The organism is Maribacter luteus (assembly GCF_009674825.1).
GTDB classification, from domain to species: domain Bacteria; phylum Bacteroidota; class Bacteroidia; order Flavobacteriales; family Flavobacteriaceae; genus Maribacter_A; species Maribacter_A luteus.
On sequence record NZ_WKJH01000004.1, the window covers coordinates 104,376 to 128,925 of the forward strand.

The 24,550-nt window shown below is 37.5% G+C and carries 20 protein-coding genes; 11 read left to right on the plus strand and 9 right to left on the minus strand.

The window, feature by feature from the left end:
• Nucleotides 1-63: 63 nt before the first annotated feature.
• Complete coding sequence (locus tag GJ691_RS07275) at nt 64-546, minus strand: hypothetical protein (protein ID WP_154365336.1); 483 nt, start codon at nt 544-546, stop codon at nt 64-66.
• Nucleotides 547-721: 175 nt separating this feature from the next.
• Entirely contained in the window at nt 722-1,156 is a 435-nt protein-coding gene (locus GJ691_RS07280) for a hypothetical protein (protein WP_154365338.1), read from the minus strand.
• 90 nt (nt 1,157-1,246) lie between these two features.
• On the opposite strand from GJ691_RS07280, the gene truA reads away from it, so the two are divergent.
• The gene (gene truA, locus GJ691_RS07285; protein ID WP_154365340.1) at nt 1,247-2,032 is read left to right on the plus strand and encodes a tRNA pseudouridine(38-40) synthase TruA; all 786 of its coding nucleotides are present in this window, start codon (nt 1,247-1,249) and stop codon (nt 2,030-2,032) included.
• 48 nt (nt 2,033-2,080) lie between these two features.
• A complete protein-coding gene (gene corA, locus GJ691_RS07290; RefSeq protein WP_154365342.1) occupies nt 2,081-3,160 on the plus strand; it encodes a magnesium/cobalt transporter CorA in 1,080 nt (359 codons plus the stop codon).
• A gap of 20 nt (nt 3,161-3,180) precedes the next feature.
• Here the strand turns inward: corA and cysM are convergent, their stop codons facing one another.
• The gene (gene cysM, locus GJ691_RS07295) at nt 3,181-4,065 is read right to left on the minus strand and encodes a cysteine synthase CysM (protein WP_154365344.1); all 885 of its coding nucleotides are present in this window, start codon (nt 4,063-4,065) and stop codon (nt 3,181-3,183) included.
• The gene (gene epsC, locus GJ691_RS07300; RefSeq protein WP_154365346.1) at nt 4,058-4,849 is read right to left on the minus strand and encodes a serine O-acetyltransferase EpsC; all 792 of its coding nucleotides are present in this window, start codon (nt 4,847-4,849) and stop codon (nt 4,058-4,060) included. The genes cysM and epsC overlap by 8 nt, the downstream gene beginning before the upstream one ends.
• A 95-nt stretch (nt 4,850-4,944) precedes the next feature.
• Here epsC and GJ691_RS07305 point away from each other — a divergent pair, with 95 nt between their 5' ends.
• Nucleotides 4,945-5,625 (plus strand): DUF2461 domain-containing protein, encoded by a 681-nt coding sequence (locus tag GJ691_RS07305; RefSeq protein ID WP_154365348.1) that lies wholly within the window; start codon nt 4,945-4,947, stop codon nt 5,623-5,625.
• Here GJ691_RS07305 and GJ691_RS07310 read toward each other — a convergent pair.
• From GJ691_RS07310 to GJ691_RS07325, 4 genes are all read right to left on the minus strand, one after another.
• A complete protein-coding gene (locus GJ691_RS07310; protein ID WP_154365350.1) occupies nt 5,614-6,024 on the minus strand; it encodes a glyoxalase in 411 nt (136 codons plus the stop codon). The genes GJ691_RS07305 and GJ691_RS07310 overlap by 12 nt on opposite strands.
• Nucleotides 6,025-6,159: 135 nt before the next feature.
• Nucleotides 6,160-9,189, minus strand: coding sequence for a WD40/YVTN/BNR-like repeat-containing protein (locus tag GJ691_RS07315; protein WP_154365352.1), 3,030 nt, complete (start codon nt 9,187-9,189; stop codon nt 6,160-6,162).
• A gap of 60 nt (nt 9,190-9,249) precedes the next feature.
• Nucleotides 9,250-10,017, minus strand: coding sequence for an outer membrane lipoprotein-sorting protein (locus GJ691_RS07320; protein WP_154365354.1), 768 nt, complete (start codon nt 10,015-10,017; stop codon nt 9,250-9,252).
• A gap of 236 nt (nt 10,018-10,253) precedes the next feature.
• Entirely contained in the window at nt 10,254-11,549 is a 1,296-nt protein-coding gene (locus GJ691_RS07325) for a dipeptidase (RefSeq protein ID WP_154365356.1), read from the minus strand.
• A gap of 183 nt (nt 11,550-11,732) precedes the next feature.
• On the opposite strand from GJ691_RS07325, the gene GJ691_RS07330 reads away from it, so the two are divergent.
• The 6 genes from GJ691_RS07330 to GJ691_RS07355 all read left to right on the plus strand — a co-directional run bounded on the left by GJ691_RS07330 (nt 11,733) and on the right by GJ691_RS07355 (nt 21,459).
• Nucleotides 11,733-13,520 carry an ATP-binding protein gene (locus GJ691_RS07330; protein ID WP_154365358.1) on the plus strand — a complete coding sequence of 596 codons (1,788 nt, stop codon included), beginning with the start codon at nt 11,733-11,735 and terminating at the stop codon, nt 13,518-13,520.
• Nucleotides 13,521-13,526: 6 nt separating this feature from the next.
• Complete coding sequence (locus GJ691_RS07335; RefSeq protein WP_154365360.1) at nt 13,527-13,898, plus strand: response regulator; 372 nt, start codon at nt 13,527-13,529, stop codon at nt 13,896-13,898.
• Between the two features lie 195 nt (nt 13,899-14,093).
• Nucleotides 14,094-16,415, plus strand: a complete 2,322-nt coding sequence (locus tag GJ691_RS07340; protein ID WP_154365362.1) for a HEAT repeat domain-containing protein — start codon at nt 14,094-14,096, stop codon at nt 16,413-16,415.
• Entirely contained in the window at nt 16,408-17,838 is a 1,431-nt protein-coding gene (locus GJ691_RS07345; RefSeq protein ID WP_154365364.1) for a glycosyltransferase family 2 protein, read from the plus strand. The genes GJ691_RS07340 and GJ691_RS07345 overlap by 8 nt, the downstream gene beginning before the upstream one ends.
• A gap of 1 nt (nt 17,839) precedes the next feature.
• Nucleotides 17,840-20,224: an LTA synthase family protein gene (locus GJ691_RS07350; protein ID WP_154365366.1), complete on the plus strand. Its 2,385-nt coding sequence runs from the start codon at nt 17,840-17,842 to the stop codon at nt 20,222-20,224.
• Nucleotides 20,221-21,459, plus strand: a complete 1,239-nt coding sequence (locus GJ691_RS07355) for a YaiO family outer membrane beta-barrel protein (protein ID WP_154365368.1) — start codon at nt 20,221-20,223, stop codon at nt 21,457-21,459. Before GJ691_RS07350 ends, GJ691_RS07355 begins: the two co-directional genes overlap by 4 nt.
• A gap of 505 nt (nt 21,460-21,964) precedes the next feature.
• On the opposite strand, the gene GJ691_RS07360 is transcribed toward GJ691_RS07355, so the two are convergent.
• On the minus strand, nt 21,965-22,828 hold the full coding sequence (locus GJ691_RS07360; RefSeq protein WP_154365370.1) for a sigma-70 family RNA polymerase sigma factor: 864 nt from the start codon (nt 22,826-22,828) through the stop codon (nt 21,965-21,967).
• 179 nt (nt 22,829-23,007) lie between these two features.
• Between GJ691_RS07360 and GJ691_RS07365 the strand changes: the two genes are divergently transcribed.
• Both GJ691_RS07365 and GJ691_RS07370 read left to right on the plus strand, forming a co-directional pair.
• Nucleotides 23,008-23,517 carry a DUF6155 family protein gene (locus GJ691_RS07365; protein ID WP_154365372.1) on the plus strand — a complete coding sequence of 170 codons (510 nt, stop codon included), beginning with the start codon at nt 23,008-23,010 and terminating at the stop codon, nt 23,515-23,517.
• A gap of 1 nt (nt 23,518) precedes the next feature.
• Nucleotides 23,519-24,448 (plus strand): 2-hydroxyacid dehydrogenase, encoded by a 930-nt coding sequence (locus GJ691_RS07370; protein ID WP_154365374.1) that lies wholly within the window; start codon nt 23,519-23,521, stop codon nt 24,446-24,448.
• The last annotated feature ends 102 nt before the right edge of the window (nt 24,449-24,550 follow it).

A 24,550-nucleotide genomic window follows, 5' to 3' on the forward strand; every position in this document is an offset into this window, starting at 1 on the left:
AATCAATAAAAAAGCTCCTTGAAATAAACCAAGGAGCTTTTTTTAATTGCTATTAAGAACTGACTAGTCCCAAGAATCTATCTCATCATTGATCCTATTGAAATTGTATGCACCTACGATAGTTTTTCTATGGGAAAATGATGTCACCGTAAGAAACAAGAGTATAACATAGAGTACAACAATCAAAATTCCTATAGGTATGAAGGTTGCGGGAATTACGTGACTCTCAAAATCACCATAACTCATCAATATCATGACCGTATCCACCAATTTATATAGATATAAAATAACGACTACATAAAGCGTGTACTCCAAATTACGCATTTGTTGATCCGCTATCTCATCCTCCATTATTTTAAACCGTAAAGCATATAGAAATGTAAAATGTATAAGGGTCAATACGGGTAAAATGTAATTATCTATTTTAAAAAAATAGAACTTATTGGTGTATAAACCATAAAAACTGAAAACATTCAATATTAAAAGTACTATTATAGAAAATACAATAGTCTTTTCCCACGACAAAAATCGCGATAATAACTTCATACCTACTTTTATTTCCGGGATTCGGGGGAACCCTAATTCATTAACAAATAAAACGTATTGAATTATTTATTATTCAAATTAATCGATAAACGACATTTAATGTTGACAACCATAAAAAAAGTGTGGCCAAAGCATATAAATCGCTTTGCCACACTCAATAGGAATCAAGTCAACTTCAATTGATCCAAGTCTTTTTTCGGGCAGAATTTGCGAAAAGAACCAATCCCACACCGATAAGGAGCAAAACAATGGGCATTACCATACCTTGTGCCGGCCCATAAACCTCTAAAGCATTGGTCATAAAGAAGGAATATCCCAATTGAACCAATAAGCCGACCAAGGAAATTACCAATACAGGTTTTGCCCATTTCTTACGTAAGAGTAAAGCTATGCAGCCCAAGACCCCTCCCCATACGGCAAATGCAAAGGCCGCTGTTACCCAAGCTGGGGTATTTTCCAATAAAGTTACCTGTTCAACAGGCATTGTTGCCTTAATTTCATCGGTAATAAAGGCTTGTCCCAAATAGGCCATTGCCCCTATAAGATTCCATATTAAGGCCAAAATACTAACAATCCAATACCATACGGGTACTTTAACTTTGTTCTTCATATCTAGAATGTTTAGGTTGTTTTAGTTTTTTAATATACAAAATTCAGCAATATTGTATTTTACGCAAATTTTAGCTGAAATTTGCTATCTATGAACGACAAGCGTTTTTATTATTTGGTAAACATCCAATATCTGGGGTTTAGATTCAGTGGTTGGCAAAAACAACCACAACAAAAAACCATTGAAGGCATGATTCATAAAACGTTGAAGTTCATTATGCCACATGTACAATTTAAAATCTTGGGAGCAGGCCGTACAGATGCCAAAGTATCGGCCTTGGATGCTGCTTTTGAACTTTTTTTGGATGATGGCCCCATTGAGGATCTAGATGCTTTCTTGGCTTTGTTCAATAAAAACCTACCATCGGACATTAGGGCTACGGCAATTAAACCGGTCAATGCAGAGTTTAACATCATCAAAGACCCAAAAATGAAAGAATATGTTTATCTCTTTTCATTCGGTTCAAAAAACCATCCTTATAGCGCTCCGTTTATTACCAATATCTTGGAACAGCTAGACTTGGATTCAATGAAAAAGGCAACTTCATATTTTGTTGGCACCCATGATTATACATCATACACCGTTAAATCCCAAAAGAACTCCCATAAGTTGAGAACCATTGAACTGTGTGAGATACGAAAAAACACCATTCTCGAAGCTAACTTTTTTCCTGAAAAATCCTATGCCCTCCATATAAAAGGAAAAGGGTTCATGCGATATCAAATTCGCATGATCATGGGTGCATTGATCCAATTGGGAAAAGGTGAATTAACCTTAGCCGATATTGAAGATTCGCTGTCGTCACCAGGTGCCAAATTACTTACAAGCGTTGCCCCTGGGTCGGGACTTATGTTAAAACACTTGGATTTCAGTTAATACCAAAGACCTTCATTTCTTTTAGTATATTTATATAAACATCCCGCTATGGCCAAGAAAAAGGACATTTTAAAAAGACAGTTCAAAAAGCACAAAAAAGTGGGTAAAGCTCCCGGGACCATTACTTATATGGGGCATCGGGAAGCTACGGAAACCAAGGTAACGATCATTGAATATACCGAGGACCTTCATAAAATCCATTATCCTGGTGAAATTGAGCAAATCGTTGCCCATAAAGATACCCCAACCACATCATGGGTTAATATCGTTGGTTTAAGTGATGAATCCTTTATAGAGAAAGTGGGTAAGCACTTTGGCTTAAATGCATTGATTTTGGAAGATATCGTGAATACCCAGCAACGGCCGAAAATAGATGAATATGAAGACTATATTTTTGGCACTTTCAGAATGCTGTATATAAATGATGACAATGAATTGATCGGGGAACATGTGGCCTTGGTCGTAATGCAAAATTGTGTTTTGGTTTTCCAAGAATTGGATTACGATGTTTTCAATGGGGTACGAGATAGGATCAATGCCAAATCAGGACGAATAAGAACTAAAAATTCGGACTATTTGTTTTTTGCCTTATTGGACTCCATCATTGACAATTACTTTATAGTGTTGGAGAATGTCGGCCATAAAATAGAATCCTTGGAAGAGGAACTATATGAAAACCCTACTCCTGAAGTTGCCAAACAGATTCAGCAATTGAAAAAGGAAGTCCTTAAAATTAGGCAATGGATCTACCCGGTAAAAGAGCTCGTGAACCGATTGATTGATTCTGAAAGTCCACTAATGAGCAAGGATACCAAATTCTTTTTACGAGATGCCCTTGACCATTCTTATGAAATAAACGAAAGCCTCCAGATCTATCGGGAAATGGCCATGAGTTTAATGGAAATGTACATGAGCAATATGAGTAATAGAATGAACGAGGTAATGAAGGTACTCACCATTATGTCTTCCATATTTATTCCCTTGACATTTATAGCCGGAATCTATGGTATGAATTTCGTTCATATGCCCGAACTACAATGGGAAAACGGTTACTTTATGGTTTGGGGCCTAATGGTCGTTATTTTTATTGGCCTTTTGATCTTTTTTAAAAAGAAAGACTGGATTTAATGGCCATTCAATACTAGAACCTAATCGAACAAATCTGATGAAAGATAACGGTCCCCACGGTCACAAATAATGGATACTATAGTTCCTTTATCTATGGTCTTGGCTAATTTTAAAGCCGCCACCGTTGCACCACCGCTACTCATACCTGAAAAAATACCCTCTTCTTTGGCCAATCTTTTAGCCATTTCCCTCGCTTCTTCAGTATCCACTTCAATCACCTGGTCAACTTTTTTGGCATCGAATATCTTAGGTAAATAAGCTTCAGGCCATTTTCTAATTCCGGGAATACTGGAACCATCTGTAGGCTGAACCCCTACAATCTGAATATTAGGATCTTGTTCCTTTAAAAATGTTGAGGTGCCCATTATGGTTCCCGTAGTGCCCATTGCCGAAACGAAATGAGTTACCGCTCCTTCGGTATCGCGCCAAATTTCGGGCCCTGTTGTTTTATAATGTGCTTTCCAATTATCTTCATTTGCAAATTGATCGAGCATAATGAACCCTTCCTGCTTTACTTTATTCTCTGCGTAATCCCTTGCCCCTTCAATTCCGACATCGGAAGGCGTCAAGGTAACCTTTGCTCCATATGCCCGCATGGTCTGTACCCTTTCCTTAGTGGAGTTTTCAGGCATTACAAGCTCTATATCCAATCCGTAAATACCAGCTATCATTGCAAGTGCAATTCCTGTATTACCACTTGTCGCTTCAATTAATCTCGAATTTTTTGAAATCGCACCTTTTTCCAATCCGGATTTGATCATATTGAAAGCTGCACGATCTTTAACGCTTCCTCCCGGATTATGGCCTTCCATCTTAAAAAGGAGTTTAACGTTGGGATTGGTATTTAGTACTTGTGAGGCTATTAAAGGGGTGTTCCCTATAATGTCGAATATTGTCCTAGACATTGGTTGCTGTTTTTATTTTAATTTCTGGTGTATGGAAAACGGTAGAGTTGGGAGGAACCGACTCGGTCACCCACGCATTACCACCGATAATACTGTTGGCCCCAATAACGGTTTCACCACCAAGTATTGTTGCATTCGCGTATATGGTAACATTATTTTCTATAGTCGGATGCCTTTTGGTTTCCTTTAAATCTTTGGCCACATATAGCGCTCCTAGGGTAACCCCTTGATAAACTTTTACATGGTCCTTTATTTCGGCAGATTCCCCAATAACGACCCCTGTGGCATGATCAATAAAGAACGATTTACCAATTTTTGCCCCTGGATTAATATCCACACCGGTCTTACTATGCGCGTACTCGGTCATAAGTCTAGGCACCAAAGGGAAACCTACCTTATATAATTCATGGGCCAATCGATAAATGGCAATCGCATAGAATCCGGGATATGCCATATAAACTTCTTCAATGGACAAGGAAGCAGGGTCACAATCAACAATTGCTTCCGCATCAAGGTTTAGACTTTCAAGTACGTTCGGAAGTGATTCCAAATAGCCTTTCCAAACCTTACTACATGGGTTTTCGCATTCCCAACAAGCCAATTTGGCCAATTCCTCAAAATCGGATTTCAAAATATCCAAGTTGCCTTCAACAGGAGTGTCTATATCAAAAAGTGTATAAAAAAGTTTATTGGTGAACGCCTCAACCCTTTCTTTTAAAGCAAACCTTAGATTAGGTTGTTTCTTGTGCTGCTTTATTTTATCGATTATTGCTTGCTGATCCATTACTTGCTGATTGTAAAAACGAAATTAATGAATATTTTAAAAGGAGTTCCTCCCATTTGGTTAACTTTAGCTAAAAATAACCTCAGTTAAGTCGTATGCAAAGTGCTGTAATTACTAAAGAAGTCTTTTTATTTTTAAAGGATTTGGAACAAAATAATACCAGAGAATGGTTTACCGCAAACAAAGACCGATTTAAAGCACTGGAGTCCAGTGTCAAAGATTTTTTCAGTACGGTCATGGAGAGAATGAAACAGCATGATGACATCGAAAAAATGAAGATGTTCCGTATTTATAGGGATGTTCGATTTTCAAAGGACAAAACACCTTATAAGACCCATTTTGCGGGTTCATACGCCAGGGCAGGGGCTAAGTTGCGAGGAGGATATTATGTACAGATAAAACCAGGGGACAGTTTTATTGCAACAGGATTTTGGAATCCGGAGAAAGAAGATCTGTTGCGCATTCGTAAAGAATTGGAGTTGGATGCAGAGGAATTTAAAACGATCATCAATAATAAAAAATTTGTTGATGTCTGGGGCAATTTGATAGGCGAGGAGCTGAAAACAGCACCAAAAGGATTTGATAAAGGCCATCCCGATATTGACCTTATCAGAAAGAAACAATACATTTTTATCCGAAAATTTACGGACAAGGAAGTTCTTTCACCAGATTTTGAAATGAAAATAAATGACTCCTTTAAAGCTATCAGGCCCTATTTTGACCTAATGAGCGATATTCTTACGACAAATCTCAACGGCGAATCATTATTGGACTAATTCAGGAACTTCAAAAACCTGTATTTGCCCTTTTAAACGTTCTACAACCATATTCATCATACGCTTGTTCAAGGCGGAAGAATTTTTTATATAATCATTATATTCTTCAACTGTAAATTGCCCAATGACCATGCCCTTTAATGAATTTCGGAATTTGATATCCTTTTGGATGGCATTTTCGATATACATTAACTTGTTTTCCAAACTCAAATCATAATATCTTTTCTTGTGTTTGTTAATGTAATTCTGGAAAGCCGCCAACAAAAGATCGTTCTGTAATTTTAAGACCGGTCTAATGGTTTTGTTCTGAAAATACTCATCGGAACTCATAGAATCATTAACCTTGGCCGACCCTATTTGAGGACGTATATGCAAGAGATTGTGGGATCTATCACTCATTTTACAAAGTTTTACTAAAGGTACCCGTTTATATTACCTCGTTTTACCACTTTGGTTTAAGTTTTTAACGAGGTTATGAACAGAAAAGGCCATTGGCGTAATCGCCAATGGCCTTTTTAATACAATCCAAACTCTTTACTTGCTCTCTAAAAACTCTTGAAAGGTCTTTACAGAAAAATCATCCTTTGTCTTAAACTTTTTTTTCAATTTCATAAAATCCGCTTTTGCCGTATCGAACCGTTCTGAGATTATACTCAAACTCTCCAATTCAGATTTGGTAGGCTTATCATAATTGTTGGCCAATTTACTATAAAGATCGGCCATTTTTTCCCGTAATTGGGGTTCTGCAGAGCCCACATAATTATCACCTGTGGTAATGACCAAAGTTTCTTTAAGGCCATTTAATTTAGAAACCATCTTGGTATTCTTATCACTTTCTGCCTTTACAATCATTTCGTCCAATTCATATACCAAATAGGCAAGTTCTTGGGTCATGTTGTACATTTTCATTGTGGTCTTGTTCTTAAAACCCCTTTCCTCTGCTGTTAATGATGATTTTTCGTCATAAACCAATTCAAAGGTCTGCTCATACGTTTCTTTACCTTTGGTCATAACGGCTTTATACGTACCAGCGGCTACATATGGGGAAGTAAACCCACCGAAAGAGAATGTTTTTCCTTTGGCGACTTTAGGTTGTCTTATTTTACCGGTCCAATTAACGATATTGATTCCTTTTGATTTTCCAGGACCCAATTCAAAAATGGTATTCCCTTCCATATCCTGAACTTCCATTTTCATCTTTCCAAACGTATGCCTTTTCTTTAAATAGTATTTTATTTGGGCATTTTTACTCTTGTTTCGGCCTACAAATTGCGTTTCAGCACCGAAACTGCCCGAAAAATTACTTTTTTCATTGATAACGGTTGGCTTGCTAGCAAAGAAATGAACGTTCTTGTTAAGCACTTCAGGTGTCAGTTCCCTTAAAGGTGAAATATCATCGATGATGATAACCCCGCGACCATGGGTTCCCATGACCAAATCATTGGTTTCTTTTTGTAGATCAATGAAGTGTACGGCCACCGATGGCATATTATTAGTGAACTTTTTCCAGTTTTTACCACCGTCCAAGGTTATGTAAAGTCCAAATTCAGTACCTAGGAACAATAAATCGGGATTTACATAATCTTCCTGGATATTTCGAACAAAACCAACCACATCATCGGTAATGATATTCGTCCAAGTCTTGCCAAAATCAGTTGTTTTGTAAGTATAAGGATTCATATCATTTTGTGTGTGGCCCTCAAACACAGCATAGGCCGTACCCTTATTGAAAACACTGGCCTCGATATGATAGGTCCATGTATTTTTTGGCAATCCGGAAATATTACCAATGGTATTCGTCCAAGTTTTACCACCATCTTGGGTAACTTGTACATTACCGTCATCGGTACCCACCCAAATCACATTTTCATCGAGAGGGGATTCCGCTATGGTAAAGATCGTCGTATGGTTTTCAGCTCCTGAGTTATCCTTCGACAATCCGCCTGAGTTTTCCTGAGCCTGTTTTGTTGGATCATTCGTGGTTAAATCGGGGGAGATGATTTCCCATGTATCCCCCATATCATCAGACTTGTGCAAAAATTGACTCCCCATGTAAAACCGGTCAGGTTGATGGGTACTAACCGCCATAGGAGCGTTCCAATTAAATCTCAATTTGGCAACACCTTTTGAGGGTAGAGGCTGTATGGTTTTAGAAAGGTTACGGTCTACATCAAAGCGCCAAACATTCTCCGCACCCTGCATTTCTGAATAAATAATATTTTTCGTCGGATGTTTTAATACACGGAACCCATCGCCATAACCCACAGAATTCCAATCCCTGGCCTCAACACCACCAGGAGAGGAGGAAGGTCCGTACCATGAACCATTATCCTGCAATCCGCCATATACATTATACGGACTGGCATCATCAACACTAATATGGTAAAACTGCGAAAGGGGAAGGTTTTCCACTATCTCCATATTGGTACCACCATCCCATGAACGATAAACCCCACCATCTGTACCTACGTACATAATATCCGAATCTTTGATACTAAAGGCAATATCATGTATATCACTGTGCATATTTCCTAGGTTCTTGAACGTTTTACCGCCGTCCCTGGAAATAGAACCGCTTAGTCCGCCTTTTACGATAACATTTTCATCAAGGGGGTCCACTACGATACGGGAAAAATAAAAAGGCCTAACCGTAATTCCGAAATCATTGTTCAATTGCTTCCAAGATTTTCCTGCATCATCACTTCGATACAACCCTTTACGCTCATCTTTTTCAGCCTCAATGACCGTATAAAGAACATTAGGGTTCGATGGGGCCACCGCTATTCCCAATCGCCCTAGTTTACCGGAAGGAAACCCATTATGGATTTTGGACCAATTTGCACCCCCGTCAGTTGATTTATACAATGCACTATTTTCCCCGCCGGATTCAAAACTCCAGCCCGTACGTCTAAATTCCCACATAGAAGCATAAAGCACATTGGGGTCATTAGGATCCATGGCCAAATCAGCACATCCCGTTTTTGGGTTTATATAAAGGAGTTTGTTCCATGTTTCACCGGCATCTGTTGATTTGTAGACACCCCTTTCCTCGCTATCTCCCCAAAGTGCACCTAAAACGGCTACATAAACTTCTTTTGGGTTCTTTGGATTCACAATGATATTGGCAATACGTTCTGATTTATCAAAACCGAGCTTTCTCCAGTTGGCACCACCATCTGTTGATTTATATAGACCGTCACCTACAGAAACACTATTTCTGGTCCAAGTCTCTCCCGTACCAACATATATGGTATTGTCCGGATCATTGGGATCTAAAGCAACTGCTCCGATCGATTGGCAATAATCATCAAAAATAGGGTTGAAGGTAGTACCGGCATCATTCGATTTCCAAACTCCGCCACCAGCCGTACCTGCATAAATGATTCTACTATTGGTAGGGTGCACCTCCATATCGTTGATACGACCACTCATAAGGGCAGGGCCAATATGCCTAGCGGTCATATCTCCAAACAAAGCCTTACCATCGTTATTCTTATCTTGTGCAACTATTGTATACGAGCTTACAAGCCCCAATAGGGCTATAAGGATATATATTTTTTTCATGATAAAAGATATTAAATAAAAAGGCCCTTTGAGAAGAAAGGGCCTTTAAAAATGTTGTTGTTATTTTTCGTCTACTGCTATTTCCTCTGGAAAAGCAAATATTCCATCTTCAACGGTGGGATTCAGCTCAATACTTTCTATAGTCAAAGGATTTCCTGGCTGGCCTTTTACCCCTTGGGTCATTGAAAAAGCAAAATATATACCATCAACCTCCTCATAGTCGCTGAATGTCATTTCTTGAACCATACCTTTTCCTTGCCCCGATTTAATTTCGGATTGAACGGCAATAGGGACAAAATTATCCGTATCGAAAAAATAGAAAGATACATCTTCTTCTTCTTTACCATCTACGGTAATAGGCTCTTTGACCAATTTTATCTTGAAAGTCTCCGTTCCACTTATGGTTTCTTTCCCCAATAATTCTACGGTATATCCCTTCTCTTTATAATCTATAAATGAATCAGGGAAATCATTTGAATTCAATTTAAAGTTTGCAGTGGCCTCCGCATCACTTTTTTCAGCCTTCATGGTCATGAAATTATGGCTCCATAAGGTTTCACCATCGAAAACACCTTGCTTTATTTCTTTTCCTTGAAAATTAATAGTGGTCATCTGTCGACCATCGCTCAATTGCAATACTTCCAGAGGAATCTCCATTCCCTGTTGATTTATTTTCGCTACCATTTTCATTCCCTCTACACTTTTGAGCTTTTCAAGCCCTCCGATATTTTCAAAATAGGTGTCCAGGATTTCATCCGCGGTCTGTGCGCTTAAAGGTGCAACAAAGGTCATGGCCAAAATTGCAATACATAGTTTTAGTGTTTTCATGTTCTGAGTTTATTGAATTAATTTTCTGATTAGTATCAAATATAAATGGAATGTTACATTATTTTATTACAAAAACATTAAATCGTAAGAATTATCTCCATTTAATCTTAAAAAAATTTCTTATTGTCAATTTCGGATAAGAAAGTACCCCTGAATTATAAGTAATGGCATAAAAAAAAGGATAGAACTTATTTGAAGTCTATCCCTTTTATTTAAAAATAAAATTATTGAATCGCTTACGTTGTTTTTTTACTAAGTTCATCAGCAACGGCCTGTACTTCATCAAGAACCCGAAGTAAGTTACCTCCCCAAAGTTTTTCAATCTCTTCTTCGGTATATCCTCTTTTTACAAGTTCAGCGGTCACGTTCATGGTTTCTGAGGCATCTGACCATCCTTCAATTCCGCCACCACCATCAAAATCGGAGCTGATACCCACATGGTCAATGCCTATTAGGTCAACCATGTAATCAATATGATCCACAAAATCGACCACACTCACATCTTCCGGAACATCGGTTTTTGTTTTGGCTATTTCGGTGCCGATATCCATTACCTTTCGGTAATTATTGAAAAATTCTTCTTTCTGGCTCTCGGTCAGATCTTTTATCTGTGACCTTTCATACCAAGCTATTCCCAACGAATCGGCAACTTGAGTATATATGTTTTTCATATAGGCCGTACGCTTATCGTTCTTTTTCGTATTGAGATAAGACCTGAAGGCAACGGTTTGTACAACCCCACCATTTTCTTTCATCATCAACAGTTGTTCGTCATCTAAATTACGGCTATGGCCACAAAGCGCCCTTGCTGAAGAATGGGAAGCGATAATCGGTGCCTTTGATAAATTGATCATTTGTACCATGGATTCTTTTGAAGGATGGGAAACATCTATCATAATGCCCAAACGGTTCATTTCTTTTACAGCTTCCTTGCCCAAGTCACTTAGCCCATTATAAAGCCAAATATCGTCCTCTTCCCCGGTGTTAGAATCACAGAATTGGCTATGCCCATTATGCGACAAGGAGATATATCTGGCCCCTAGGTTATAATATTCTTCAAAACCTGAAAGATCTTCCCCAATGGGATATGCATTTTCTACCCCGATCATGGCCACTTTTTTTCCTGAAGCGACGATTCTGCGCACATCATCCGAAGTAAGGGCCAACTCGATCTCATCCGGGGCAATTTCCTCGCAAAGTCTGTGTATGGCATCGAACTTGGCCATGGCATTTGCTTTGGCCTTGGCATAACCTTCGGCATTCAATGAATCCTGACCTGTATAAACGATAAGCCAAGAAACATCCAAACCACCTTCGACCATCTTGGGAATATTGATCTGGGTCGTTAGCCTTTGTTTATAATTAACCGAATCGGTAAAATTATTGACATTAATATCGTCATGGGTATCAATTGTAATCACCTTTTCATGTATTTCCTTGACCTTGTCAATTCCGCTTATCTCTGCTTTTTTCACTGTCTCAGCGCAATTGAATAATAGAAAAAAAGAAGAGAGGTAAAGTAGTTTTTTCATATGGCAAATTATTTATACCTACAAATAAAGGAATTTGACAACAAAAAAGGGTTATTCGAGAACAAATTATTGCAGATACTTCTGATTATGAAGAGCTTTAAAACGTCTAAGATCTATGTTAAAGACAATAACGTAAGAGTTTATCAACTTAGCACATATCATTAACCCAAATAAACCTACCTTTTGAAGGCAAGAAAATTACTTAACCAACTAGATAATATTGAATCTACACTCAACGAATATTCTTTTGAGGAACTAAATACAAAGAACAGTGCTCTTCTTAAAAAAAGCTTCGATGAATTCAAAGGACGCTTGGAGCAAATGGTTTTCCAAGGGGTCCCTGCTGTTTCACAACAGTGGACGCCCAATTCCAATGAGCAAGATATTTTAGAGGAAAATCCATTGCCTGTTGGTGGTAAAAGCAATGCCACCAAGCTTATTGCCAATGTTAGCCATGAAATTCGTACGCCTTTAAACGGAATTATTGGATTTACGGATTTACTTAAAGAGGAGAAATTGAGCCAAAATCAATTAGAAAAGGTCGAGGCTATTCAAGTTGCTTCAAATTCACTTCTTGAGATAATCAATGAGTTATTGGAATTTACCAAACTTTCAGAAGGACTTGAAACAATAAACCAAGATGATTTTAATTTTGATGGTGTCATCGACAATATATTGTATCTATGCAACACTTTGATTACTAACGACAAAGTAGTACTGAGATCAAAAATTGACCCAAGTATACCCAAAGTGTTGAAAGGAGATGCCGCCAAACTCTCACAAGTTTTATTAAACCTCATTGGGAATGCCATTAAGTTTGTTGAGGAAGGGGAGATTTTACTGGAGATATCCTTGAAAAACCACCGCAATGATACCATTAACCTGGAGTTTGTCGTATCTGATACAGGTATAGGAATATCCGAGGAAAACATTAAACACATATTCGGCTACTTTAGACAGGCAGATAATTATACCGCAGTCAATTATGGGGGTTCTGGCCTAGGTTTGAATATTGTTAAACAAATAATAGAACTCTTGAACGGAAACATTGAAGTTCAAAGTAAGTTAGGCAGAGGAACCGTCTTTAAATTCAATTTACCATTTAAAAAAGGCAATGAATCCTCTATACCTCAAAAGAATCCTGAAATCAATGATCAAATTTCAGTCGATAATCCTATAAAAGGCAAAAAAATCCTGGTTTTTGAGGACAATAGTATGAACCAACGCTTGTTTAAGCAGCGATTAAAGGCATGGGGATGTAAGTCATATGTAACTGATGACGGACCAGCTGGACTAAAATTTCTTGAAGAGCATAGTATTGATCTTATTCTAATGGATCTAAGAATGCCAGGTATGAGTGGTGTTGAGATTACCAAACAGATACGAGAAAGCAAATCTCCCCAAATAAAGAATATTCCAATTATTGTGGTTACAGCTGATATTACTGCCCATGAAAAAGAGGATTGTAGCGCATATGGTATAGATGATTTGATTTTAAAACCATTTAACCCCGAAGAACTCCTTATGAAACTGATTGATAATTGCGGTAGAGGACAGATTTCCGGTAAAGGTACATTAAACGAAGAAGAAATGCATCAAACAGCGTTACCGTCCCCCAAAAGAATAAACCTCAAAACTTTACAGGATGATAGTTTCGGTGAACATGATTTTCTAGAAGAGCTCGTAGGACTTTTTAAACTCAATATAATCGAATTTGTCGGCGCTTATTCAGTTCACTTAAAAAATGAGGATTATGACAGCTTGGCTTTTGCTTCACACAAAATTAAATCTGGATTAAAAATGGTTCAAGCAACCACATTATTGAATATAGTTCTGAGGGTGCAAACGCTAAGCAAGGAAAAAAAGAATCTGGACGAATTGAAAGGCCTATTAGTTTCCTTTACACAGGAATATGATTTAGTTGAAAGGGACATTGACAATGAACTGAAGAAACTTAAGAACGAGAAGTAAGCCCAAATGGATACATATAAACTATTACTGGCAGAGGATGATGAATTATTGGCTTCATTACTTAAATTCCGCCTTCAAAAAGAGGGGTTTCAAGTTAATATAAGTAGCAATGGTAAAGAAGTAAAAGAACATTTGGAAAAGGAGGTCCCAGATTTAATCATTAGTGACATTATGATGCCATATTTTTCTGGACTAGAGCTTGTGGATTATGTTCGTAATGAGCTTAACTCCAAAATTCCCATAATAATAATTTCATCTGCAGGTAATGAAGAGAATGTATTGAAAGCATTTGATTTGGGGGCAAATGATTTTATTTCCAAACCTGTGAGTCCAGCCGAATTGATAATGAGAATAAACAGGGAATTAAGGAAAGTTTAGTAATTGACGTATAGCCTAACATATAGCATATATCCACTGTTAAGTGCCCCAAAGATCCATACGGATCTTTTGTGGGATCTAACAATGCTGTTTGTTGGAATAGGCATTATTTTCTTTGTCTGCATTTTCTTTTACAGAAATAAGATCTCAGCTCGTTCACGAAAAATTTTAGAAAAAAAGAGAGAGCTTTCCCCTATGATAAGCGAGTTTATTTTTTATTCCGAAAATGGTTCCAAGGAAGAAAAAAACACTTATATAGAGCACAAGATCCATATCAGGGAGTTATTGAACGATAATTTTAACCGTGAGGTGCTGGCGAGCACGCTTATGGAACTCAGAAGGGATGTTTCCGGTCAGGCCCTAAAACAGTTAATTGATCTCTATAAAAATTTAGGTTTACATCTAGATGCCTATAAAAAACTCGAAAGTTGGCGTTGGGAGATGGTTTCCAAAGGGATTTTGGAGCTTTCCCATATGCAGGTGACCGAATCATATCAATATATTGTGCGCTTTATCAATGACAAAAGAAGTGTGATACGAAAGCAGGCAGAAATTGCAACAATTACCCTTAAGAATGAAGGGATTTCATACTTCATGGACACCACAAAGTATAAGATATCAGAGTGGCAACAACTTAGTCTTTTAGAGATCTTACGTAACAATAAAGACTTCAAACCACCTCAATTCAAAACATGGCTCACCTCTAAAAACAAACATGTTGTTCTTTTCGCTCTTAGACTTATCAAACACTATAACCAAAATGATGCAAGGGCCTCTCTGATAGAATTATTGAAACATAGAAACGATCAAATCAAATTAGAGGCTATAGAATGTTTAAAGATCTTTAATGTCGTAGAAGCAAAAGACATGTTAAAGAAGGTTTTTTGGCGATGTTCAACTGAAGTCAAAATATCTATTCTTGGTGCCATTAGCTTATTAGGTGATCAGGGAGATATTGTGTTTTTAAGAAAAATTGAAAGAAAAAAACTCGATTTTACCGTAAAAAGCAAAGCGCTGAGCGCAATCAACACTATACTTCCAGAAACTATAATGCCTACTGAAGGCATTGAGAATGTGACCAACAATGAAATGCCGGATGATATAATCGAAAAAAAGGAAATTGAAGAATTCAACGATGAGAACCCAATTGAACATAGGGAAGAAACGTCAAAAGAAATCTTTCAAGAAGAATTGAATATTCCAGATTCAGGTGATGAATCAGAATCTAAAATTCCAAGTAAAAAGGAAGTGCATATAGAAGTGGGTCAAGAAAATCTGGATTTTTTACCGATTGTAGTGTCAGAATCAGAAGAAAATATTTTATACAATGCTATTGGGTCAGATGCAATTAAGGATGAAATAGAACTTAAAAATAAAGAAGAAATCGAGGGATTTGAAAGTTCTATGTTTGACCTATCAGAAACCACCTTGGACTTCTTACCTATAGTGGTGTCCAATGAACCGAAAGAGGAAAAGCAGGAAGACAATACTGACTTTGATATTGTTAATAATGAGATAAACACTACAATAATGGATAGGGAAGAAAAAGAATCTGATAACCCAGAATTTGAATTTACCGTTCAAGACCTAACTTTTTTGCCTATCGTTGTTGAGGAAGAACTTAAGAACATAATTGACAATGATGAAGTCAAATTTCCAAAACCCGAAGAGGAAGTTGAAAATGATTTCAACGAAAAAATAATAGATGAGGGAAAAACCGTTATTGAGGAGATATTGGAAAATAACTTGGCCAATGAACAGTCAATGAATAAGGAGTTAATTGACGAAGAAGACAATGTATTCATTGATTGGCCTATATCACAAGAATTTCAACAAGATAATGTTAACCAGGCTCCAAAGGAAGATATCGAATCAATTTTGTCTTTGATACCTAAACCTTATGAATTCGATAATGAAACGGCAGTATTGATTAGATTGTTGTCCGATATTGAAGAATTGGGTGATCATCGGGAGATTCCCTTCTTACTCGATTTATTATTGGAAGAATCAAGACCACTGATTCAAGAGCGAATCCAAAATGTTGTTTATACCATAGAAAGAAGAATAGACCCTAAAGTCAAATCGGTAAGGCATAGCATTTTTGAAGAGTTGTTCCACTCCTGTGATACAGAATCAAAGTTGATCCTTTTGGATGAAATAGTTGCCGTTGGTGATAATAAGGAAATCTCATTTCTCACTGGATTATTAAAGGACCCCAATATTGAAATAAGTGCAAAAGCAGAATCAACGTTGGCCCAGCTTAAAGAACGGCTTTCTGAAAAGACACTTAAAGAAATGGATGTTGAAACAAATGTTCTTTCGGATTCCCATGAAAATTCTTTGGTCAATGAAGATGATGATCTATTGACTTTTACTGATGAATTCGCTTTAGTTGGCCCTGGAGGTAATGCCATAAAGAATATGTCCCAATCCTTTTTAAATAAGAATCAAGACTTCGGGTTACTATTTCAACTAAGGTCAATACCTAATAGATTACTAGAGAAACTAAATGGATAACGATCTCTTAAATATAATCCTGGATTATATAAACATTGTGTTTTTAACATACACGGTAGTGTTGTTCGCATTGTTTACCGCCATGGGATATTTAGCGTCCAGAAACTCTTTACACTATAAGCATAAAAATAGCTTTGATGATCTTAGCAAAATTGCAGGGTCACCTTTAGAGCCGGCAATTACAATAATTGCTCCTGCATATAATGAGGGATTGACGATTGTTGAAAACGTTAGGTCACTTTTGTCCTTACGCTATTCAAACTATGAGGTCATGGTTGTAAATGATGGCAGTAAGGATGAAACCTTACAAAAAATGATAGATGCTTATAATCTAGAAAAAATAAATCAACCAATCAATCCTGATTGGAAATCAAAACCCGTAAGGGGAATTTATAAATCAAAACAAAGTTCCTTTTCAAAATTAACCGTAGTCGATAAGGAAAATGGCGGTAAATCCGATGCCCTGAACACGGGTATGGCACTGTCAACCAACACTTATGTTGGCTGCATTGATGTGGACTGTCTTTTATTACCAGATGCATTATTACACGTGGCCAAATCATTTTACCAACGGTCAAAAAAGAAGGTGGTTGCGGTGGGTGGTGTAATCAGGGTGGCAAATTCTTGTACGATTACCGGTGGGCAATTAGAAGAGATTAGATTACCGAAAAATTGGCTCGCCAAATTTCAATTATTGGAATACACAAGGTCTTTCATTCTTGGTCGAATGGCATGGGGCCGTATTGATGGACTTTTGATTATTTCCGGGGCATTTGGTTTTTTTGATAGGAAAATCGCAATGGAAGTAGGCGGATACGACACGAATACCGTTGGCGAGGATATGGAGATTGTATTCAAAATGCGTAAATATATGCACGAACGCAAAGTTCCATACACCGTCGAATATATTCCAGATCCGTTATGTTGGACAGAGGTTCCAGAGGATTTAAAAATATTGGTGAATCAAAGGGATAGGTGGAGCCGAGGAAACTTAGAGACCTTGTATAAACATCGCGAAATGTTCTTTAATCCTAGATATGGTAGGTTGGGAATGGTGAGTTTTCCCTATTGGTTTTTTTACGAGTGGTTATCCCCTTTATTGGAATTCTTCGGTTTTTTCTCAATAATTCTATTTATCTATTTAGGAATTTTAAACTTGGATTTTTTCATTGCCATAACAGCGACGGTTTACATGTTTTCGGTCATGTTCTCCTTTTTTGCCATTTTATGGGATGTCTATTCCTATAACGAATACCGAAAAACAAAGGATATTCTGACCCTAATGCTTTGCGCTGTAATAGAACCCTTCTTCTTTCACCCGATAGTCGTTTGGGCCGCAATCAGGGGTAATTACAAAAAACTGTTCAAAATTAAATCAGGTTGGGGATCCCAAGTACGAAAAGGATTTGCCAAAGCTTCATAGAATGCAAGGAAACAACAACATATCATCCAATTTAAAGCGTAAAAAGCTAAAGGATTTCATTCCCTTGGTGATTGCCTTCTTTGGTTGTATGGTATTGCTGTCATTATATCAAAATTTAAGGTTGTATTTTGACGGTGTATTGGATAGTTTCTTGAATAAAAGCTTCTTATTGTTGATAATGCACCATACTGGTTTTGGAGCCCTGATGGCATTTATATTGGCATTTTTGTTCAATTATTTAGAAAATAAAAAAGCCAACTTGGGTTACAATGTCTCCAAAATAGTTTTGGGGATTCTAATTGTTATCGAAGGGGCATTGATCGAGCATTATATTCAGAATTATGAAGTTTTGGACTATAATATGTTCAGATTTGTGGAAATCGTCTGGGAGGGCTATTCTATTTTACCCATAGTGATCGTCTTAGTGGCAACCATATTGTTATTTCTTTGGTTTGGTAAAGTTACCGAGTCATTGTACAATGTGGTGAGCAGAACGTTCCCATTGACGATTATTTTGTTCAGTATGTTCTTGGCCACCCTGAATTCTGAAAAGAAACCGATCAATGAGAATAAAACTCAACATTATCTCGAAAGTGCCGTTAACAATATTTTCGATTTCAACAAATATGAAGGTGACGCTGAATATCCGCTAATTAAGGAAAAGGGAGGCAAAGGAAGATTGGACAACTATTTTAATCTTGCTGAAACAAAACCGAATATAGTGGTATTGATCGTTGACGGACTTGGTTCTGACTTCATTGGAAAAAACGCAAAATACAAAGGTTTCACTCCATTTTTAGAATCTCTTTCGAACCAATCACTCTACTGGAAAAACCATGTCAGTAATACGGGTGAGGGTTTTGCGGCTTTACCTTCAATTATGGGGTCCTTACCCTTTGGTAAAAACGGATTTACAAATCTTGAGAATAAGGTAAACCGCCAAACAATGTTCAGCGTTCTTAAAGAAAATGGATATAGAACCTCATTTAGTTATGGGGGCAACAGCGCATTGAACGGCTTGGATAGATTTTTGGATGAGGAGCGAGTTGATGAAATATTGGACAAAAAAGGATTTGGAGATGGGTATCGATTACAAGACGAGGATGCTGCGGGTATATCATTGGGATATCCGGATACAGAGCTTTTTAGTAAATGGCAATCATTGGATAAATTTACAAGTATGCCAAGGTTGGATGTTTTCATGACCTTAAGTACAAAGAATCCATTTCTTATTCCTGACCAGAAAGAGTATGAGGAAAAAGTTGACCGGATACTCATGGCCTCTAAAATGAATAAAAGAACAAAAAAACTGGTGAATAGGAACAAGGAAGTGTTTGCCAGTTTATTGTATGCCGATCAGGCCATAGAAGATTTTTTAAAAGACTATAGAAGGCAAGCCAATTACAACAACACCGTTTTTATCATTACAGGAAGTCATAATTTGAAAGATTTACCACAGGATGATAATTTGGGAAGATACAAAGTTCCCCTTATGGCTTTTGGGCCATTATTGAAATATCCAAAAAAAATAAATGCCTTAGTGTCCCATGCCGACATAGCCCCATCCCTCATTTCTATGTTAGATGGAAAATATAAAATGAAAGTCCCAAATAAAGTAGCCTGGTTGGGTGATGATCTTATTCATGAAGGGATTTTCAAGAAAACCAAACAAATCCCATTGTTTAGGAATAAGAAAAACGTACATGATTATATTCACGAAAACCTATTTGTTTCAGGTTCAAGAGTGTACCACATCAATAATGATCTAGTATTGGATAAACCAGGAGATAATGCCCCTGTTACCCAAGCAAAGGACAATTTCAGGTATTTTAAGGCGGTAAACAAATATGTAACGGCCAATAATAAAATCCTTCCTCGTTCAGAAGCTTTGTATGCTAAAGGGTCGAAAGAATTTACCAAGGCAGAAATGGTTTGGGTTCAAAGTGTCTTTAATGGCAATGATTTCGACAAGGCCTATAAGACCGCTAGAAATTTGGCAATTGATAATGATTGGGATAGGGCTTTATTGTTGGCAAATTACATTTTAAGTAAAATCCCCAGGCATGCAGATACCGAGGTTTTGATCGGGAGAATACATTCATGGAAGAAAGACTATAAAACTTCAATAGTTCTATTATCAGAAGTAATTAGAAAATACCCTACATATACCGACGCATATTCCGCTTTGCTAGACACCTATTATTGGGCGGATAAAAGTGAACAGGCCGATCAGCTATTCAAAACAATTGAACAAAAAGGTATTTCATCCCGAGAAATTAATGAAAAGATAACTAGGGCCAAAGAACAAATAAGAAAAAATGCTTTGAAAAAAGCAACCGAACATGTTAAAAAGGAAACTAATATCGTAGCCTTAGATATCAAATGAAAATTAAACGAACATATCTAATTTTATTGGGCTGTTTCTTCGGTTTCCTGGGTTTGGCACAAGAAAGGGAATATAAGGGTAACCCCGATGAATCTTTGCTCACAGCTCGGGAATTGGCATTTAATGGTAAACATGCCATTGCCCAAGACACTTTGAACCTTGTTTTAACCAAATATCCGAATTATAATGATGTCAGGAACTTATTGGCAAGTACTTACAGCTGGGATGGTGATTATGATGAAGCAAGAAAACAATTCAACAAAATAACATCTATAGATAAGAAGAACAAAGAAACTTGGATTGCCGCCATCAAGAATGAAATCTATGCCAAAGAGTATTACATAGCATTGGGGTTGGCCAATAAGGCAATACGATATATAAAGGATGATGATCAGTTAACAGCCCTCAGGACTGAAATATTAAAACATACACCTGGATCTATTGAAACCTTTTCAGAAAAACCTGATGAAAATACCGGGAAATCCATTTTAGAAGAAAAAGTATATAAGAACAGTATAGCCATATCAAATAGTTACGATGTTTTTGATAAGGCCTATGATCCAATGATCTATTCTAGTCTAGAATATAAAAGAGCGACAAAAATAGGGAGCATCATACCCCGTATTAATTTCAGTAATCGTTTTCAAACCAATGGAATCCAATATGAATTGGATGCGTATCCAAAATTCTCTAAAAAAATATATGCCTATACCAACTATGCATTCTCAGATGCCCCAACTTTTCCAAATCATAGGGTAGGGGCTGAATTATATGCTAATTTGCCCAAATCCATGGAAATCTCGGCAGGTGTTCGTTATCTAGATTTTAAAACTACGCAAACGAACATTATCACCGGAAGCCTAGGTATGTACCGGGGCAATTATTATATTTCTGCGAGGCCCTACATATCTCTTAATAAAGATAGACCCGTTGGGGTTTCGGGAACGATCCTAGGGCGTAAATATTTAAAAGACGGTGAGAACTACTTCGGTATAATGGCAGGTTATGGATACTCTGCGGATTTAAGACAATTAAGGGATGGTGATGAACTATTGGCAGAGACCATTCTTTATGTAGAATCCCAACAGCTTAATCTAGAATATCAATTTTCAGGTAAAAAACAACCTCATTTATATAAAGCTAATTTAGGATTGACCCGTCAAGAGTTGGCCTATGATTCAGGAAATTTCTATTGGGCTGTTTCTGTCGGTTTTACTTACTACATGAAATTTTAAAGGATTTACCAAAATCATCGATGAACGGCAGGGTATCTTTTTCAGCAAAATTGGTATTCCATCAAAATAGCAATTTTGACAACAGGAATAATTTGTTTCACCACAATTTATTGTAACAAGTGCTCGTTATGAATATGTTTACAGTATAAATTATAAACCAAATCACTCGTATGATGCGAGTTTAACCTTAACCATATGCTATACGATACCTACGGGGAAGAGTATTTGGCCTTCCTACAAGATCTAAACGAAATTTTAAGTTTAAACGAATTAGTTGAATTGGATTATATGTAGTCCCTTTCAAAAACCTTAAAAACCCCACACATTATGGCACATCAAAATGCAGACAACACAGCTTACTTGAATTTTATTGAGAATTTGAACGAAATCTTAATAGACGTGAATATCAATAAGCTAAGCTTTTCGTAAGAAAGCTGATAAAAAACTAAAAAGAGCCATGATTTAATTATCATGGCTCTTTTTTTGTGCTTTGAAAAGTAATTCCCTATCCCAAATACGTCTTTAGCAATTTACTTCTGGAATTGTGTCTTAATTTTCGAATTGCCTTTTCCCTTATCTGGCGTACGCGTTCCCGAGTAAGATCAAAGGTTTGTCCAATTTCTGCCAAGGTCATCGATTGCTGGTCACCTATACCATAATAAAGTTTTACCACATCGGCTTCTCTCGGGGATAAGGTTTCCAGTGCCCTGTTGATTTCCGTATTCAGCGACTGTTGCAACAATATTTTATCGGGCCGTGGCGATTCACCGGAACGCAGTACATCATAAAGGTTAGAATCCTCTCCCTCACGTAGGGGAGCATCCATAGAAACATGCCTACCGGTATTCTTCAATGACTGTTTAACCTCGGTTACGGTCATTTCCAACTCTTTGGCAATTTCCTCTGGGGATGGTGGACGTTCATGCGCTTGTTCCAAATAAGAAAATGTCTTTTTGATTTTATTGATCGAACCGATTTTGTTCAATGGGAGTCTTACCACACGTGACTGCTCGGCCAATGCCTGTAGAATTGATTGTCTGATCCACCAAACCGCGTACGAGATGAACTTGAACCCTCGGGTTTCATCAAAACGCTTAGCGGCCTTAACGAGACCTAAATTGCCCTCATTGATCAAATCGGGCAACTTTAAGCCTTGATTTTGATATTGCTTTGCTACTGAAACTACGAATCGTAAATTGGCCGTCGTCAATTTTTCAAGGGCAACTTGGTCCCCCGTACGTATACGTTGCGCCAATTCTACCTCTTCTTGTGCATTTATCAATTCAATTTTACTGATATCTTGCAAGTATTTATCCAGTGATTTCGATTCTCTATTGGTTACCTGCTTGATAATCTTAAGTTGCCTCATATGTGTAAATCCTGTTTTAAATTGAACATTCCGTAAACATTCATAATACATTAATAATCTGTCTTTTCCAAAGGATATCCAGAATGTTATACATTATTTATGACAAGTTCTTGATTTTACCCTAAAGTCTAGAACATTTTACCGTGGCATAATGTATTTTTGAAACCCAACAGAAAAACATGAGTAAAAGAGCCCTTAAAAAATATTTGGCCGAACTGAAAAAGAAAGAACTCGAAGAGCAGCTAATGGATCTCTATTCCAGGTTCCCGATGGTTAAGGAATACTATGACTTCATCTTTAACCCAAAAGAGGACAAGATGGTACAAGAGGCCAAGGCAAGGATTTCAAACGAGTATTTCCCTTTAAAAAGAAAGAGGCCCAAAGCCAGGCGTTCCGTTGCCCAAAAATATATAAAGCATTTTTTGACCCTTGGCGTTGAACCGCATTTAATAGCGGATCTAATGCTGTATAATTTAGAAGTTGCCCAAACATTCTCAATGGATCGTAACGTTCCCGAGGCATTTTACAAAAGTATGCTCAATTCGTTCAATGAAATGGCCCAATTCATTTCCTTAAATGGATTATTGCCCAATTTTAAGGAACGTATTGTAAAGGTTTATAATTTTACCCAGGAAAACCATTGGAGTTACCAAGAGGGTTTTTCCAGAGGTTTGGATATACTGGATTGATATGGCCATCGTAATCATAAGGAAAGACGACAAGATAAATAGCTGGAAAGAGGCTTTAAACCTTTATGCCCCACAAATTCCGGTTTACGGTTATTTGGAGAAACATCCTAAGGAGGATATAAAAATGGCATTGGTATGGAAGCACCCTATCGGATCCCTCAAGGATTATCCAAACTTGGAATGTATTGCTTCCAGTGGTGCCGGGGTAGATTTTTTGTTCGAAGACGACCAACTTCCACTGCACATCCCCATAACCCGTGTGGTCGATGAATTTCTTGCCAAGGATATGTCCGAACACGTTACTGCCTTAATATTCAGCCAACTAAAAAACCTATACCACTACAAAGTGGATCAATTTAGAAAAATATGGAAACCCATTCCCTACAAACGCATAGCTGATGTAACAATCGGGATTATGGGACTTGGGGCATTGGGAACAGTCCTTGCCAAAGATTTAGTCCGTCTTGGATTTAAAGTACAGGGTTGGTCCGGTTCTGCAAAAGATATAAAGGGTGTTACGACTTTTGCCGGATCATCCATGCAATCCGCATTTCTAAATTCTACCCAGTTTTTGGTTTGTCTATTACCCTTGACCAATGAAACCAGGGGAATCTTAAATGCCGAATTGTTTGAACAATTACCCAAAGGAGCACATATCATCAATGTAGCCCGTGGTGGCCATTTGGTAGACAATGACCTTTTGATAATGTTGGATAAAGGTCATCTTTCCGGGGCTTCCTTAGATGTTTACCACGAAGAGCCTTTACAGTTGGACCATCCTTTTTGGGAGCATCCTAAAATTCATATGACCCCACATTATGCGAGTGTTTCAGATACTGCTTCGGTTGTACCACAGATTGTAGAGAATTATAGAAGGTTGGCCAGTGGGGAAGAACTCCTGAATTTGGTGTCCGAAGATAAAAAGTATTGATTTATCCATACCATGTTTTTTACTTCCGATTAACACCATCGAAATAAAGATTACCTTCCACCGGAAAAAATAATACTGACTAAAGATAGGGCAGTGGAAATA

Bases quoted from the DNA above. Each gene is read 5' to 3' on its own strand.
- GJ691_RS07345 (WP_154365364.1), top strand. From the start codon at position 16,408: ATGGATAACGATCTCTTAAATATAATCCTGGATTATATAAACATTGTG.
- GJ691_RS07355 (WP_154365368.1), top strand. From the start codon at position 20,221: ATGAAAATTAAACGAACATATCTAATTTTATTGGGCTGTTTCTTCGGT.
- GJ691_RS07325 (WP_154365356.1), bottom strand. From the start codon at position 11,549: ATGAAAAAACTACTTTACCTCTCTTCTTTTTTTCTATTATTCAATTGC.
- corA (WP_154365342.1), top strand. From the start codon at position 2,081: ATGGCCAAGAAAAAGGACATTTTAAAAAGACAGTTCAAAAAGCACAAA.
- GJ691_RS07280 (WP_154365338.1), bottom strand. From the start codon at position 1,156: ATGAAGAACAAAGTTAAAGTACCCGTATGGTATTGGATTGTTAGTATT.
- GJ691_RS07275 (WP_154365336.1), bottom strand. From the start codon at position 546: ATGAAGTTATTATCGCGATTTTTGTCGTGGGAAAAGACTATTGTATTT.
- truA (WP_154365340.1), top strand. From the start codon at position 1,247: ATGAACGACAAGCGTTTTTATTATTTGGTAAACATCCAATATCTGGGG.
- GJ691_RS07340 (WP_154365362.1), top strand. From the start codon at position 14,094: ATGATAAGCGAGTTTATTTTTTATTCCGAAAATGGTTCCAAGGAAGAA.
- GJ691_RS07310 (WP_154365350.1), bottom strand. From the start codon at position 6,024: ATGAGTGATAGATCCCACAATCTCTTGCATATACGTCCTCAAATAGGG.
- GJ691_RS07365 (WP_154365372.1), top strand. From the start codon at position 23,008: ATGAGTAAAAGAGCCCTTAAAAAATATTTGGCCGAACTGAAAAAGAAA.
- GJ691_RS07360 (WP_154365370.1), bottom strand. From the start codon at position 22,828: ATGAGGCAACTTAAGATTATCAAGCAGGTAACCAATAGAGAATCGAAA.
- GJ691_RS07370 (WP_154365374.1), top strand. From the start codon at position 23,519: ATGGCCATCGTAATCATAAGGAAAGACGACAAGATAAATAGCTGGAAA.
- GJ691_RS07335 (WP_154365360.1), top strand. From the start codon at position 13,527: ATGGATACATATAAACTATTACTGGCAGAGGATGATGAATTATTGGCT.
- GJ691_RS07350 (WP_154365366.1), top strand. From the start codon at position 17,840: ATGCAAGGAAACAACAACATATCATCCAATTTAAAGCGTAAAAAGCTA.
- GJ691_RS07315 (WP_154365352.1), bottom strand. From the start codon at position 9,189: ATGAAAAAAATATATATCCTTATAGCCCTATTGGGGCTTGTAAGCTCG.
- cysM (WP_154365344.1), bottom strand. From the start codon at position 4,065: ATGTCTAGGACAATATTCGACATTATAGGGAACACCCCTTTAATAGCC.
- epsC (WP_154365346.1), bottom strand. From the start codon at position 4,849: ATGGATCAGCAAGCAATAATCGATAAAATAAAGCAGCACAAGAAACAA.
- GJ691_RS07305 (WP_154365348.1), top strand. From the start codon at position 4,945: ATGCAAAGTGCTGTAATTACTAAAGAAGTCTTTTTATTTTTAAAGGAT.
- GJ691_RS07320 (WP_154365354.1), bottom strand. From the start codon at position 10,017: ATGAAAACACTAAAACTATGTATTGCAATTTTGGCCATGACCTTTGTT.